The organism is Geothermobacter hydrogeniphilus (assembly GCF_002898515.1).
Taxonomy (GTDB): Bacteria; Desulfobacterota; Desulfuromonadia; order Desulfuromonadales; family Geothermobacteraceae; genus Geothermobacter_A.
Window position 1 is genome coordinate 46,481 of record NZ_PPFX01000009.1, and the last position, 14,785, is coordinate 61,265.

14 protein-coding genes are annotated in these 14,785 nt (G+C 57.7%); 2 read left to right on the forward strand and 12 right to left on the reverse strand.

Translation table 11 applies throughout. The annotated features are described in order from the left end of the window. Positions 1 to 96: 96 nt before the first annotated feature. The 5 genes from nifS to ilvA all read right to left on the reverse strand — a co-directional run bounded on the left by nifS (position 97) and on the right by ilvA (position 6,860). Positions 97 to 1,263 (reverse strand): cysteine desulfurase NifS, encoded by a 1,167-nt coding sequence (gene nifS, locus C2E25_RS05730; RefSeq protein ID WP_103114821.1) that lies wholly within the window; start codon positions 1,261 to 1,263, stop codon positions 97 to 99. Positions 1,264 to 1,309: 46 nt separating this feature from the next. After that, a complete protein-coding gene (locus C2E25_RS05735; RefSeq protein WP_085009824.1) occupies positions 1,310 to 1,732 on the reverse strand; it encodes an Rrf2 family transcriptional regulator in 423 nt (140 codons plus the stop codon). A 15-nt stretch (positions 1,733 to 1,747) separates the two neighbouring features. After that, complete coding sequence (cysE, locus tag C2E25_RS05740) at positions 1,748 to 2,443, reverse strand: serine O-acetyltransferase (protein ID WP_085009823.1); 696 nt, start codon at positions 2,441 to 2,443, stop codon at positions 1,748 to 1,750. 294 nt (positions 2,444 to 2,737) lie between these two features. Beyond that, positions 2,738 to 4,795 carry an ATP-binding protein gene (locus tag C2E25_RS05745; protein WP_158247149.1) on the reverse strand — a complete coding sequence of 686 codons (2,058 nt, stop codon included), beginning with the start codon at positions 4,793 to 4,795 and terminating at the stop codon, positions 2,738 to 2,740. A gap of 556 nt (positions 4,796 to 5,351) precedes the next feature. Next, positions 5,352 to 6,860, reverse strand: a complete 1,509-nt coding sequence (gene ilvA, locus C2E25_RS05750) for a threonine ammonia-lyase, biosynthetic (RefSeq protein ID WP_103114823.1) — start codon at positions 6,858 to 6,860, stop codon at positions 5,352 to 5,354. 251 nt (positions 6,861 to 7,111) lie between these two features. Between ilvA and C2E25_RS05755 the strand changes: the two genes are divergently transcribed. Beyond that, positions 7,112 to 8,734 (forward strand): fumarate hydratase, encoded by a 1,623-nt coding sequence (locus C2E25_RS05755; RefSeq protein WP_103114824.1) that lies wholly within the window; start codon positions 7,112 to 7,114, stop codon positions 8,732 to 8,734. 321 nt (positions 8,735 to 9,055) lie between these two features. Continuing rightward, positions 9,056 to 9,520 (forward strand): FKBP-type peptidyl-prolyl cis-trans isomerase, encoded by a 465-nt coding sequence (locus tag C2E25_RS05760; RefSeq protein ID WP_158247150.1) that lies wholly within the window; start codon positions 9,056 to 9,058, stop codon positions 9,518 to 9,520. 65 nt (positions 9,521 to 9,585) lie between these two features. Here C2E25_RS05760 and C2E25_RS05765 read toward each other — a convergent pair whose 3' ends face one another. The 7 genes from C2E25_RS05765 to C2E25_RS05795 all read right to left on the reverse strand — a co-directional run bounded on the left by C2E25_RS05765 (position 9,586) and on the right by C2E25_RS05795 (position 14,759). Further along, positions 9,586 to 10,005, reverse strand: coding sequence for an acyl-CoA thioesterase (locus tag C2E25_RS05765; protein ID WP_158247151.1), 420 nt, complete (start codon positions 10,003 to 10,005; stop codon positions 9,586 to 9,588). Positions 10,006 to 10,019: 14 nt separating this feature from the next. Beyond that, complete coding sequence (gene mutM / locus C2E25_RS05770; RefSeq protein ID WP_103114827.1) at positions 10,020 to 10,835, reverse strand: bifunctional DNA-formamidopyrimidine glycosylase/DNA-(apurinic or apyrimidinic site) lyase; 816 nt, start codon at positions 10,833 to 10,835, stop codon at positions 10,020 to 10,022. Between the two features lie 32 nt (positions 10,836 to 10,867). Continuing rightward, complete coding sequence (locus C2E25_RS05775; protein WP_146032908.1) at positions 10,868 to 11,296, reverse strand: YchJ family metal-binding protein; 429 nt, start codon at positions 11,294 to 11,296, stop codon at positions 10,868 to 10,870. Between the two features lie 103 nt (positions 11,297 to 11,399). Continuing rightward, positions 11,400 to 12,245: an oligopeptide ABC transporter permease gene (opp4C, locus tag C2E25_RS05780; protein ID WP_103114829.1), complete on the reverse strand. Its 846-nt coding sequence runs from the start codon at positions 12,243 to 12,245 to the stop codon at positions 11,400 to 11,402. 106 nt (positions 12,246 to 12,351) lie between these two features. Further along, entirely contained in the window at positions 12,352 to 12,987 is a 636-nt protein-coding gene (locus tag C2E25_RS05785; RefSeq protein ID WP_103114830.1) for a hypothetical protein, read from the reverse strand. A gap of 32 nt (positions 12,988 to 13,019) precedes the next feature. Next, a complete protein-coding gene (locus C2E25_RS05790; RefSeq protein WP_158247152.1) occupies positions 13,020 to 13,763 on the reverse strand; it encodes an OmpA family protein in 744 nt (247 codons plus the stop codon). 21 nt (positions 13,764 to 13,784) lie between these two features. Continuing rightward, complete coding sequence (locus tag C2E25_RS05795; protein WP_103114832.1) at positions 13,785 to 14,759, reverse strand: ABC transporter permease; 975 nt, start codon at positions 14,757 to 14,759, stop codon at positions 13,785 to 13,787. Positions 14,760 to 14,785: the final 26 nt, after the last annotated feature.

Here is a 14,785-nt window from a genome sequence, read left to right on the forward strand (position 1 = left end):
TTACCGGACACTTCAGAATAGCACAGCACAAAAAACCAGAGGGCCAACCGCAGCCGGTCCGCCCTCACACCCATCTCAAGCCTCAAGCCTCAAGCCTCAAGTTTTATACACCGGGCTCATCTCCCGCAGGCGCTGCACCGTTGCCGGCAACACCTCAAGCACATGGTCAATATCCTCCTCCGCGGTCTCCGCGCCGAGAGAGAAACGTACGCTGGAACGGGCGAGCGAGGGATCCAGCCCCATCGCCCTGAGGACATGTGAAGCATCCAGTGACCCTGAAGAGCAGGCACTGCCGCTGGAGGCGGCAATGCCGTGCAGATCGAGATTGAGCAGCAGCGATTCCCCCTCAATACCGGCAAAACTGATATTGAGAGTATTGGCCAGGCGCAGGTCCCGGTCCGGGTGACCATTGAGATGCACCTGGGGGATGGTGGCGAGAATCCCGTCCTCAAGGCGGTCCCGCAATCGTCTCACCTGTTGTCGGTAGGTCGCGAGCCCGGCAGCGGCCAGTTCACAGGCCTTCCCCAGGGCGACGATAGAGGCGACATTATGGGTCCCGGCGCGCCGGTTGCGTTCCTGGTGACCACCATGCAGCAGCGGCGAAAGACGGGTCCCGTTCTTGATATAAACAGCGCCGACGCCCTTGGGGGCACCGATCTTATGCCCGGACAGGACCAGCAGATCAATACCGGCGGCCCTGACATCGATCGGCAGTTTACCGGCTGCCTGCACGGCATCGCTGTGCAGACAGACCTTGTGCCGCGCGGCAATGGCCCCGATTTCGGCAAGGGGGAAAAGATTGCCGGTTTCGTTGTTGCCCCACATCACCGAAATCAGGATGGTCTGATCGGTGATGGCGGACTCAAGCTGCTCAAGGTCAAGGGCTCCCCGCCTGTCGACCGGCAGAAAGGTTACCCGGCAGCCACGCTCCTGCAGATAGCGGCAGGTCTCCAGCACCGCGGGATGCTCGACCTCGGTGGTAATAATATGGTTCCCCTGACCGCGAAGCGCGTCGACCGTCCCCTTGATGGCCAGATTGTCACCCTCACTGCCGCAGGAGGTAAAGACGATTTCAGCGGCCCGGCAGCCAAGCAGTGACGCCACCTGCTCACGCGCCTGCTCGATGGCGCCGGCCACGGCGCGCCCGGCCCAGTGAATGCTGGACGGGTTGCCGAAATGGTCGCGCAGAAAAGGAAGCATCGCCTCCAGCACCGCGGGATGAATCGGCGTGGTGGCGTTATGGTCAAGATAGATCTGTTTCACCCGTATCCTCCGGGATAGACTTGACGGGAAAGGCTTTCAGGAAAAATTACCGGCGGATCTTTTCCCGGGCTTCGCGGGTGAGGTCCTCAAGAGTGATCGAGGAAAGAAAGGAACGGATGCGTTCACCCAGCCCCTGCCAGACATTGTGCGTGACACATTGTTCATCACACTGGCAGCTGCCATCGGCATCCATACAGGAAACCGGGACCAGAGTCTCTTCAACGCTGTCGATGATCTGATCAACCCGGATCTCGTCCGCCGGACGCGCCAGGCGGTAACCACCGCCGGGACCACGAACGCTGGTAACAATTTCTCCACGACGCAACTTGACGAAGAGCTGTTCGAGGTAAGGGAGTGAAATCGCCTCGCGGGCGGAAATATCCTTGATCGATACCGGGCCCTCTTCATGATGCAGGCTGAGGCTGACCATGGCGCGCACCGCGTACTGGGCTTTGGTCGAAAGTCGCATCCGGTTAAGACTCCATCATGAATTCTGCACCTGCCCGGCGGGATCAACGACCGCCTTGAGACGCTCCTGCTCAGCCGTCAAATCCTTGATCCGCTGTTCGAGAGTCCGGATCTGATCGAACAGGCAGGAAATCGCCTTGGCCTCGGGGTCGGGCAGTTGACCATGCTCCAGATCGAGCTTCGGCTCGGTCTTCTTGCCTTCTGAAATAACGATCTTGCCGGGGATTCCGACAACCGTGGAATTTTCCGGCACCTCTTTGACGACCACGGAATTCGAACCGATTTTGCTGTCGTCACCAACCTTGAAGGGACCCAGAACCTTGGCCCCGGAGCCGATGATCACGTTGTTGCCGAGAGTCGGGTGACGCTTCTCCTTGGCCCAGGAGGTTCCGCCAAGAGTAACCTGATGATACAGGGTGCAGTTCTCGCCGATCTCGGCGGTCTCACCGATCACCACCCCCATGCCGTGGTCGATAAAAAACCCCTTGCCGATCTGCGCACCGGGATGAATTTCAATCCCGGTGAAGAAGCGACCGAGATGCGAAATAAAACGGCCCGCCAGGTAGAACTTGCGTGTCCAGAACCAGTGGGCCAGACGATAGAAAAGAACGGCATGAAAACCGGGGTAACAAAGAAGGATCTCAAGAACGCTCCTGACTGCCGGATCCCGCTCAAAAACAACCCGAAAGTCTTCTCGCAGAGTCTGAAACACGACGACCTCCCCTTCTGGCAATAAACACGTGGCCAACCATTTGCGGAGACTGATAACATACCTGAGCGAAACTGTCAATTATTTAAAGGATGATGCCGGGGAAATTGGAAACAACAAACCGGGAACGGTGAAATTCAGTCTTGATGCTTTCGCAAAAAAGCATCAAGACTGTTGACTAAGCAAAAAGCGCCGGCAGCAAGGCGCGCGTTTGTCGAGCAATGAGGCGTACTTACGTACGTCGAAGCAGCGAGGCAAGCGCAGCAACGCAGCTGCTGGTGAGTTTTTGCGACGCCATCAGTCTTCGCAACCAGGGAGAGTGAATGAGAATCGGCTGCCGGCCCCGGGCCTGCTCTCCGCCCAGATACGGCCGCCATGCGACTCGATAATTTTTTTGCAGATCGCCAGGCCGAGACCGGTGCCACGCCGGGCATCATCCTTGCCGACCTGGGTGAATTCTTCGAACAACCGCGGCAGCACCTGGCGCGGAATACCTTTGCCGGTATCTTCGACAGAGACCCGAATCCCATCCGGTGCCTCACCAAAACTGACGCGCACCTCGCCGCCGTCGGGCGTGAATTTGATGGCATTGCCGAGCAGATTGGTCAGCACCCGTTGAATATTATGTTCATCATAGCGGGCCCGACAGGATGGCAGATTGTTGAAGTGAAGTGTCAACCCTTCCCGGTCGGCAATCGATGCCAGGTCACTGCAGACCTGAACAACGGTTTCACGCAAGTCGCCGCTGCTCAGATCAAGGGCCATCTTTCCCGCCTGAAAACGGGACAAATCAAGCATATTGTTGATCAGATCGACCAACCGCTCGCTGCTCTCATAGGCGGCCGCCAGAAATTCCCGCTGCTGCTCAGTCAGGTTGGCGCTTCCCATCTCCATCAGCAATGAACAGTAGCCGTGTACAATGGTCACCGGGATACGCAATTCATGGGTCGCGGTATTTAAAAACTCGGCTCTTACCTGATCCATCTGCTGCAGCCTGTTGTTGGCTTTTTCAAGAATCGTTTTGGTTTCCTGCAGTTCTTTCTCAACCTTGCGTTTTTCAGTGACGTCCCGAAAGGCGACAATGACCAGGTCATCCAGCACCAACTGCTGCCGGGCGCTGACAGACAACAGGCGCACATCCCCGTCACGCCGCCGAATGGAGACATCCATCCGGACCCGCCCATCCTTGACCCTGCCATTTTTCCAGGCCCCCAGGGCAAGCAGAAGAGTCCTTCTGTCAAGCAGGCTCTCCAGGCGGGCGCCCTGCAGTTCGTCCCGCGAATAACCAACGATTTCAAGGGCGCAACGATTGGCGAAAACCACGTCGCCACCGGTATTGACGGCAACCAGACCTTCGGAGGCATTTTCGAACAGCTGTTCATAGACCGCCTTGAGCCGCAATTCGTCTTCGAGCCCCCGTTTGGCGGTGCGCAGCAGTTCCGATTCACTGCGCAGCTGCCTGAAAAACCGGGCGTTACGCAGAGGGCCCGATGCGACATCGGCAATCAGTTGACAGAACTCGACTTCCTTGGCACTGAGTTCTCCACCTTTGCGGTCAACCCGCAGGATCATCACCCCGATCACCCGGTTGCGGCTGTGAATGGGCAATACCAGGATGGCGTTGAAACCGCGTCCCTTGAGCAGGGGACGAACCTTTTCAAGCAACGGATCGTGGTCGACATCCCTGATCAGCAACGTCTGACCGCTCTGCATCACCTGTCCGATTTCGGGATACCTGGATAGATCGATACGCAATTCACCAAGGCTGTCATCGTCACTGGAGGCGAGAATAAAACCGGCACTGCCATCTTCCTGGATCACGGCAATGGAACAGCGCACCACGTTGGCGATATGCCTGGCAATCTTGGTGACGATCCGCTGCAGAATCTGCGCGGTTTCAAGGCTGGAGGTGATCGATTCGGATATATCGAGCAGGGCCTGGTAGTCACGAGCCTGCTCTTCGAGGGCGTCAAGGGTGCGCTTCTTGACCAGGTTCCCCTGCAGGCGGGCCAGCAGGTCGCCGGTGTCAAAGGGCTTGGAGAGATAATCATCGGCGCCGACCTGAAAAGGATTGACGGCTCCTTGCCGATCGGTCCGCGAGGTCAGCATCAGTATCGGCGTCGTCCGGAATTGCGGCAGCGCACGCAACCGGCGACAGGCCTCGGCTCCATCGAGAACCGGCATCACCAGATCCATGATGACAGCGTCCGGCATCTCGGCCAGCGCAACATCACAGGCCTGAATGCCGTTCTCGGCCTCAACCGTGACAAATCCGCTCTCTTCAAGCAGATCCGTCAACACACGGCGCATGAAGCGGTCGTCATCGACCACGAGCACCTTCGTCAACATTGCCATACCCCCCACTCCGTTCATTAACAATAAACACGTCAACAACGATCATTGATTATGCATTCTTCATACCAGTGCCAACCATGAAGAATGCCTTAATTCATCAACAGTTAGCCTCCCTTCTTCAACCTGTCAAAAATAACAGTGACAATCTGCGACAAATGATAATGCATTTTTTTGCTTAAGCATCCTGAATCAGTGAGCTCCGGTTGAATGGAGAGCGCAGGAACCTGGCCTGGATGAGGTTTCCAAAAACCTGAAACGCACCCATAGGTTCGCTGGTGATTATTGGAAAATTCTGACAGATCAATGGCTTGCGCTGTCCGCCGACAAGAAGTTCTCTGATTCAGGCATATTACCGGTTGGTATTTAAGGAAAAATTCAGAACATGGAATGATTTTGCTCGACCACGCTCCGCCTCGAAGAACAGCAAAGAGAGATTTTTCTCCGCCCGTAAAGAATGTGCCGCTACCATTCACTTCTGAATGGCCGCCGAATCCCCGGACGGAGAAAAGTGAAAAGACGGCAACACGGTTAAATGGTGGTCAGAGAATAGAACAACCTACAGGAAAAGACGGTAAGCAGGATTGTTGCTTTCGTCAATGTAATGATAACCGAGATTGTCAAGAAAAGAATGGAAGGCGTCCTGCTCACCGGCAGGGATTTCCAGGCCGATCAACACCCGGCCGTAGTCCCCCCCCTGGGTCCGATAGTGAAACAGGGAGATGTTCCAGTCGGCTCCCATCGCCGCCAGAAAGCGACTGAGGGCCCCGGGAACCTCGGGAAACCAGAAGCGATAGAGGACTTCATCCCGAACCTGGTCGGAACGGCCGCCGACCATGTAACGGACGTGGGTCTTGGCAAGTTCGTTGTCAGTCAGATCCAGACCTGAAAAACCGGCCCCGGCCAGGTCCCGGGCGAAGGAATCCCGCTCTGCAAGATCCCGCATTGAAAGGCCGACGAAAATCTGCGCCGCATCCCTTCCGGCAAGACGGTAATTGAATTCGGTGATATTGCGTTCCCCGAGGACTTCGCTGCAGAAACGCTTCAACGCTCCCGGTTGTTCCGGAATCGAGACGGCAAAAATCGCCTCCTGGTTCTCCCCGATCAGGGTTCTCTCGGCGACATACCGCAGACGTTCAAAATTCATGTTGGCGCCGGAGTTGACAGCCACCAGGGTGGCTCCCCGCAACTTCCGTTCACGCACATATTTCATCAATCCGGTCAGGGCCAGCCCACCGGCCGGCTCGACGATGGAACGGGTTGCCTGGTAGACCGCCTTGATGCCGCTGCACAATTCGTCGGTATCGACTTCGATGATTTCATCGACATACCTGCGGCAGCAGTCAAAGGTCAGGTCACCGACTTCGCGTACCGCGACCCCGTCAGCAAAGATCCCAACCGAATCAAGAGATACCTTGCGACCGGCCTCAAGGGAGCGGGCCATGGCGGCACTGTCCACCGGCTCGACGCCGATAACCCGGATTTCCGGTCGCAACGCCTTGATATACGCAGCCATCCCGGCAATCAGGCCGCCACCACCGACCGGCACAAAGACCGCATCAAGACGCCCCGGATTCTGCCGCAGCAGTTCATCGGCCACGGTTCCCTGGCCGGCTATGACCAGTTCATCGTCAAAGGGATGGATATAAATCCGGCCGGTTTCAGAAATAAGCTGTCGGCAGTAATCGGCTGCTTCGGAATAATTGTTGCCGTGCAGCACGACCTTACCACCAAGGCGTTCAACCGCGTCGATCTTGATCTGCGGGGTCGTGGCCGGCATCACGATCAGGGCGGAAACGCCCAGTTTTCTCGCCGAATAGGCAACCCCCTGGGCATGATTCCCGGCCGAAGCGGCAATCACTCCCCGCTCACGCTGATGTTCGTCAAGGTGCGCCATGCGGTTGTAGGCCCCCCGCAATTTAAAGGAGAAAACCGGCTGCAGGTCTTCCCGCTTGAGCAGCACCGTGTTGCCGAGCCGCCGCGACAGTTCGGGAGCCTCATCAAGAGGAGTCTCGATGGCCGCCTCGTAAACACGCGAAGTAAGAATCTGTTTGAGAATTTTCTGCATCACATCACCGTCGGGAATCAGGAGTCTACAAACTATCTGAAAACACCGCGGAATGCAAAGTTTCCACCCCGATGGACCGCCTGCGGAAAGCGCTCCGGATATTTTTTGCGCTTTGCAATGTGTATACAATTCTTTTATACTAGCGCCGCTTAACGTCGGCAGCGGTTTTTCATCCGCTGCCGTCTCTCAATGACTTTGACTCCGGGGACTATTCACGGTTTTGAGGAGTCACCTCGCAAAGGAGAGCAGCCATGCCGGATTTCTTCTATCAGGACCCCTTCCCTATTGCCAAAGATGAGACCAGCTACTACAAGATCCCCGATTCAGAGAAGTATGTTTCGGTTGAAAAATTCGCCGGGAAAGAGGTGCTCAAGGTCGACCCCGAGGCCCTGACCGTTCTGGCCAATACCGCCATGCGCGATGTCGCCCACCTGCTGCGCCCCGAACACAATGAAAGCGTGGCGAAGATCCTCCGGGACCCGGAAGCCTCCCGGAACGACAAGGGAGTGGCGATGGCCTTCCTGCGCAATGCCATGGTGGCCGCCCGGTTCGAGCTGCCGACCTGCCAGGACACCGGCACGGCCACCGTTGTTGCCAAGAAGGGCCAGCAGGTCTGGACCGGGGCCAATGACGAGGAGATGATATCCCGGGGCGTTTTCAAGACCTATACTGAAAACAACCTGCGCTACAGCCAGACCGTCGCCCTCGACATGTACAGCGAGAAAAACACCGGCACCAACCTGCCGGCACAGATCGACCTCTACGCTACCGAGGGAGATGCCTACAAGTTTCTTTTCATCGCCAAGGGCGGCGGCAGCGCCAACAAGACCATGCTTTACCAGGAAACCAAGGCCCTGCTCAACCCGGAAAAGCTGGAAAAGTTCCTGGTCGAGAAGATGAAAACCCTCGGCACCGCGGCCTGCCCGCCCTACCATATCGCCTTCGTCATCGGCGGGACCTCGGCCGATGCCTGCATGAAAACCGTCAAACTGGCAACCGCCAAGTACCTCGACGGACTTCCGACCGAGGGCAATGAGCACGGTCAGGCCTTCCGTGACACCGCCCTGGAAGCGAAACTGCTGCAGGCCGCCTATGACCTCGGTATCGGCGCCCAGTTCGGCGGCAAGTACTTCGCCCACGACGTTCGTGTCATCCGTCTGCCGCGCCACGGCGCTTCCTGCCCGGTCGGCATGGCGGTCTCCTGCTCGGCCGATCGCAACATCAAGGCCAAGATCACCCGTGAGGGTCTGTTCGTCGAGCAGCTTGACCGCGATCCGGGTCGGCTGCTTCCCGAAGAAATGCGGCTTGCCAAACACGAACACGGCACCAAAATCGACCTCAACCAGCCGATGACCGAAATCCTCGCCCAACTGACCAAACTCAAAGTGGGCGACGCCCTGCTGCTCAACGGTACCATCGTGGTCGGCCGCGACATCGCCCACGCCAAGTTCAAGGAGATTCTCGATGCCGGGAAGCCGCTGCCCGACTACCTGAAAAAACACCCGATCTACTACGCCGGCCCGGCCAAGACCCCCGAGGGTCGTCCCTCCGGTTCCTTCGGACCGACCACCGCCGGCCGCATGGACTCCTACGTCGGTCTGCTGCAGGAAAACGGCGGCTCGCTGGTGATGATCGCCAAGGGCAACCGCAGCCAGCAGGTCACCGATGCCTGCAAAAAACACGGCGGCTTCTATCTCGGCTCCATCGGTGGTCCGGCCGCCCTGCTGGCCGATCAGAACATCAAGAAAGTTGAATGCCTCGACTTCCCGGAGCTCGGCATGGAGGCGGTCTGGAAAATCGAGGTGGAGAACTTCCCCGCCTTCGTCCTGGTCGATGACAAGGGAAATGATTTTTTCAAACAACTCGGCCTGTAACCGACCGGCAGCATCCAAAGCTGAAGCAGAGGGGGACAGCATTCGCTGTCCCCCTCTTTTCTTTCCCGCCATTCCGCCGGATTTTTTCTTGCCCTGCCCCCTCTTCTGGTTTAGGGTTCGGTCAAACAGGATGGCGTCGCAAAAACTCACCAGCAGCTGCGTTGCTGCGGTTATCTCGCTGCTTCAACGTACGTAAGTACGCATCATTGCTAGACAATCTCGTCTTGCTACCGGCGCTTTTTGCTTAGCCAACACTCCTGATGCTTTTTTGCGAAAGCATCAAACAGAATGGTCAAAAGGTTCAAGAAAGGACAATTAAGTATGAGCCAGGTCAAAACCGGCGATCGGGTCAAATTTCAGTTCGTCGCCAAACTCAGGGACGGCACCATCTTCGATTCTTCGGATGAATGCCACGATGACGACTGCGACTGCGGCGGTGGTCCGCTGGAATTTACCGTCGGCGATGATGAAGTTTTTCCGGCCCTGGAAAAAGCGATTCTCGGCATGCAGGTCGGCGAACAGAAAACCGTGACCCTGAGCCCCTCGGATGCCTACGGTGAACGTGATGAACGCGGCGTCATCGCCGTGCCACGAAGTGAATTCCCGGATGATTTCGAGATTGAGGAGTCGATGATGCTCGAACTGCTCGGTGAGGACGATGAAGCCTACCCGGCCTGGGTGGCGGAAATCGGCGAGTCGACCATTTCTCTCGACACCAATCACCCTCTGGCGGGAGAAGAACTGACCTACGAACTGACCCTGGTGGAAATCAGCCAGGCCCACTGACTGACAGGCCAACCGCCTGGATTGAATCGACAAAGGACGGATTCCATTTAGGAATCCGTCCTTTGTCATTCCTGAGGCAAACCTTCCATCTGCCGCACCGCGGCAACGAATTTATCCGGCAGCCGAACCGGTTTTCTCCGAACATAATCAAAGGCAACAAGGTTGGTCGTCCCTTCGGCGGTCACCTCGCCGTCCCGTTCGATCCGGCAGGCCATAACCATTGAGGATCTGCCCAGTTTGGAGATCCGCACTCCGATGATCAGCTCGTCACCGAGAAACATTTCCGCCCGGTACAGCACATGGGCCTCCGGCAGAATGATGCCGCAGCCGCCGATATCCATTTCGCCGAATCCGCCGAGGCGGTCGAGGTAAGCGATGCGGCCATCCTGAAAATAATTCAGGACCACGGCATTGGAAACATGGCCACCGTAATTGATGTCGGCGACCCGGACCTTGTAGGGCATGGTGAAATGAAAATCGCGCATGGCAACCTCCCGCTTCAACGCTGGCAATGACGGCAGAAAAAAGTCGAACGCTGTCCAATCCTGCAGGACTGGACGTCCCCGCCGCATTCACGGCACTTTTCCCCGGCCCGCCCGTAAACCATGAGATTCTGTCTGAAATATCCGGGACGACCGTCGACCTGCTGAAAATCCTGCAGGGTGGTGCCTCCGGCGGCGATCGCCTCGGCTAAAACATCCCTGACAGCTTCCGCCAGCCGGTCATAGCGGGCCGCAGCGATGCTGCCGGCGGTGCGGTCGGGTCGAATTCCGGCCCGGAACAGGGCCTCGCTGGCATAGATATTTCCGACACCGACCACCACCTTCTGATCCATGATCAAAGACTTGACGGCAATCTGGCGGCGACGTGACCGCTGGTGAAGATAGCGGCCGTTGAAGTCGGCAGCAAAGGGTTCGGGACCGAGTCGGGCCAGCAGCGGATGATCCGCAACCGGACCGTCACTCCAGAGAACAGCCCCGAATTTTCGCGGGTCGGTCAGACGCAGGCAGTTGCCGTCAGAAAAGAGGATATCGACATGGTCATGCCTGCCCGCCGCCAGCCCGGCGGGAATAACCCGCAGTGAACCGGACATGCCGAGATGAAGCAGCAACGTGCCGGAGGAAAAGGAAAAGATCAGGTACTTGGCGCGACGCGTTACCGCCTCCAGGGTCTGTCCAGCAAGACGTTCGGACAATTCCGGGTCGATCGGCCAACGGAGCCGGGCGGTTCGCAAGATGACATCGCAGACTGTTTTGCCGCACAGCAATGGAGCGATGCCGCGCCTGGTGGTTTCGACTTCCGGCAGCTCAGGCATGACCGTTTCGTCGCCACTGAAAACAAGGGAGGTCAGAAGAAAAACCGGTTCGGGACACGTTCAAAATCCTTCGGCCGCAAATCTTCGGGACGGCCCTGAAAATCTTTTCGTTCGATGCGTTCACTGCCAAGATACTTCCAGTCTCCGGCAACCATCTCAAGCCGCACCAGTTCAAAGGATTCCTGGAACCCCGCGGCGGTTTTCAACAGCTGTTGAATCACGACCTCGGCCCCGGCATCCTGCTGCCGCTCATGAAGAACGGTCATCCGCTCGATGGTGCAGCTGCCTGCGATTTCCGCAGCGGCATAGGACAGATACTCTTCCCGGTCGGGGAACTGTTCCAGGAAAGGCGCGTCCGGATGGTAACTGTCATAGATAAATCCGAAGTTGCCCTCCCGGAAGGCCTCGACACGATCTTCAACCAGCCTGCGCGGCAGGCTGTGGCAGCCCCTCATATTCATCCCTTTCTCGTCACGTTCCCCCAGGCTGAGCAAAAATAAGGCGTCCATACCCACGCGGGGGAAGGACAACGCCGCAGATGGGCGTTTTGGCTCAGCCTGCTGTCTATTCCCGGATGCGGGGATCAAGCGCGTCGCGGATCCCCTCGCCAAGCAGATTGTAACCGAGAACCGTGATCAGAATCGCCAGCCCCGGAAAAACGGACAGCCACCAGGCGGTTCCCAGGGTCTGTTTGCCGGCAATCAGCATATTGCCCCAGGAGGGTGTCGGCGGCTGAACTCCGATACCGAGAAAAGAAAGAGCGCTTTCAGTGAGAATAGCGCCGGCCACTCCGAGGGTGGCCGAAACCAGCACCGGAGACAGTGCGTTGGGCATGACATGGCGGAAAATGACGCGGAAATCAGAGGCTCCAAGAGCCCGGGCGGCCTGAACAAATTCACGTTCCCGCAGCGAGAGGAATTCAGCCCGCACCAGTCGCGCCACTCCCATCCAGCCGGTCAGGCCGATGATGATCATGATGTTCCAGATCGAAGGTTCCAGGAAGGCGATCACCGCCAGAATCAGAAAAAAGGATGGGAAACAGAGCATGATGTCGACAAAACGCATGATCACCGCATCCCACCAGCCGCCGTAATACCCCGCCAGAGCTCCGAGAGCGGTGCCGATCAGCGACGCGATCCCGACCGCCACAAAACCGACCAGCAGGGAAATACGGGCACCATAGAAGATACGGGCAAGCACATCACGCCCCAGGTCATCGGTCCCGAACCAGTGATGCAGACTCGGTCCCTGCAGACGTTCGGAGATCTGGATGGCGCCCGGCTCATAACCGGTCAGCGGCGCGACAGCGGCCATGACGAACATCGCCAGGACAATCGCGGCCCCCAGCATCGCCATCCGATTGCGCCCCAGTCGGCGCCACATGATATCCTGAAAAAATCCATGAGCCATGGTTTGTATCCGTTCACGTGAATCAGTGATTTCCTGTTGGATGGACTGTCCGCCGACAAGGTGCTCACTGATTCAGGATTCAGTTAAAGCAGTACCGACGGGCGGACTACTTCAATTCCTCATATTCCCTGGGGGTCAAAATCCCCAGCGCCTTCAGCTTCTCCAGCAACGCCTGTAATTTTTCTTCGGTTGTCCGCTGCCTGACCGGCGGCGAAACCGGAGAAAACTTATGCAGAGTCTCCGTGGATTCGACCAGCACCTCGGCCTCGGCCAACTCTTCGTCCCCGTTGCCGTCGACTGCGCCATAAAATCGGTTGAGTGCGTCACGGATCGCTTCTTCGGACGCAATCGCCGGTCGAATTCTGCAACCGGTCATGAACTGCAGTGAATCTATGACCATCAGGTTGGTCGGGTCGCTCATGGCCACCAGCAGGTAAACGGTCCCGGACATCTCACCACGACGAACCGGCAGCACATTGAACTGACGCGCCTTCTCCTCGGGCAGCATAGCCACCAGTTCAGGCGGGATCTGCTCCTTCGCCAAATCGATGCGGGGACAGTTGAGTTGATCGGCCAGAAAGGAAAGCAGGCGATTTTCGCTGATATAACCGAGCTTGACCAGTGAGTTGCCAAGCCTTCCACCGAGATTGCGTTGATGAGAAAGGGCTGAATTGAGCTGGAATTCATCGATAATTCCCGCGCGAATCAGCATTTCTCCAAGTTTGAGATTCTTTTTCGGCATGCGGACGACTCCTGCGATGGGCAACAGACCCGTTACGGATTCAGATATTCCGCGATACGAATGACGACGCGACGGTTACGGGCCCGGCCCTGCTGGGTTGAATTCGCGGCCGGGGGGTGATCTTCTCCGACTCCGACCACCTCCATCGGCGGAGCGGAGGCACCAAGCCGGTCCACAAGTGCCTGTCGAACAACCTCGGCACGTCGTTGTGACAGACGCCTGTTATAGGCGGCCGGGCCGACGCTGTCGGTGTGCCCTTCGATAATCACTCTTCTATGCGGATGGTGGCGGATAAATGCTACACCACGCTCAAATTCTCGTTCGCTCCCCTCCTGCAGAACACTTTCACCGGTGCGAAAAAGTACCTGCAACTCGAGTTGCGGCAACTCCTTGCGGGCAGAAACGGCCGTTTCCGATGCCGGCGGGCATCCACGGTCATCGACATTGCTGTCAACGACGGTCCCCGGGCATCTGTCCGTGCCGTCAGGAACCCCGTCGCCATCACCATCAGGCGGACAACCGTCGAGACCGACCGGCAACCCCGGCAGGGTATCGGGACAGCGGTCGAGGTGATCAAAAACGCCGTCACGGTCGGCATCCAGGGGACAGCCGTCAGCCCCGACCCTGACGGTGGCGGAGGAATCGGGGCAACGATCCGCACTGTCGGGAACCCCGTCCCCGTCACGGTCGGCGACAGGAACTGCTGGTGATGTCACCGGAGCGGCGCATCCGCTGACCAGCAACACCAGCAACAGCGAGAGAAGCAAACGCGACAAAACAGAGTCCTCCTCAACCATTCATGAACGGCGGATGCGTGGATCCGCCATGGCATAACTGATATCGGCCAGCAGGTTGCCGACCAGGGTCAAAATCGCGCCAATAACCAGAACACCCATAATCAACGGGTAATCGCGCATCATCACCCCGTCATAAAAGAGCTTTCCCATCCCCGGGATGGCAAAGATCGTTTCAAAAATGACACTGCCGCCGATCAGCCCGGGGACGGACAACCCGAGGAGAGTGATCACCGGCAACAGGGCGTTGCGCAGGGCATGACGGTAAATCACCACCCGTTCGGAAAGACCCTTGGCCCGGGCGGTGAGGATATAGTCCTGCCGGACCACTTCGAGCATGTTGGATCGCATGTAGCGTGAAAATCCCGCCAGGCCGCCGAACGCTGAAACAAAAACCGGCAGAATCAGATGATGAACCAGGTCCCAGATACGGGCGGAGAAACTGAGATATTCATGGCCGAGGGAACGGATACCGGCAATCGGAAAGAGGCCGAGGCGGACACCGCCGTAATCCATCAGCAGCAGGGCCAGCCAGAAAGACGGCATGGCGAAACCGATGAAGACAAAGACCGTTGTCGCCCGATCAAACAGTGAATTTCGCCTGGTCGCCGACAGGATGCCGATGGGGATGGCAACGGCCAGGATCAGGATGATCGACAGCAGGTTGATGATGATGGTGATCGGCAGACGTTCCCTGATCTTCTCCATCACCGGTCGGTGATCGAGTGAAAAGGATTCACCGAAATCGAGGCGCGACAAGCGCCCGAGCCATTGACCGTACTGAACATAGAGCGGCTGGTCGAGACCGTACTGGGCCCGCAGCCTCTCCTGCAGCTCGACACTGGCGTCGGGGTTGAGATCGGTCTGCATATCGGTCGGCTCACCTGGAGCCAGGTGGATGACGACAAAGGAGATCAGGGTAATGCCGATCAGCAGCGGGATCATCATCAGCAGGCGCTTGGCAAGAAATCTCAGCATCGGCAGCTCCCTTGAAGGCGGCGGCT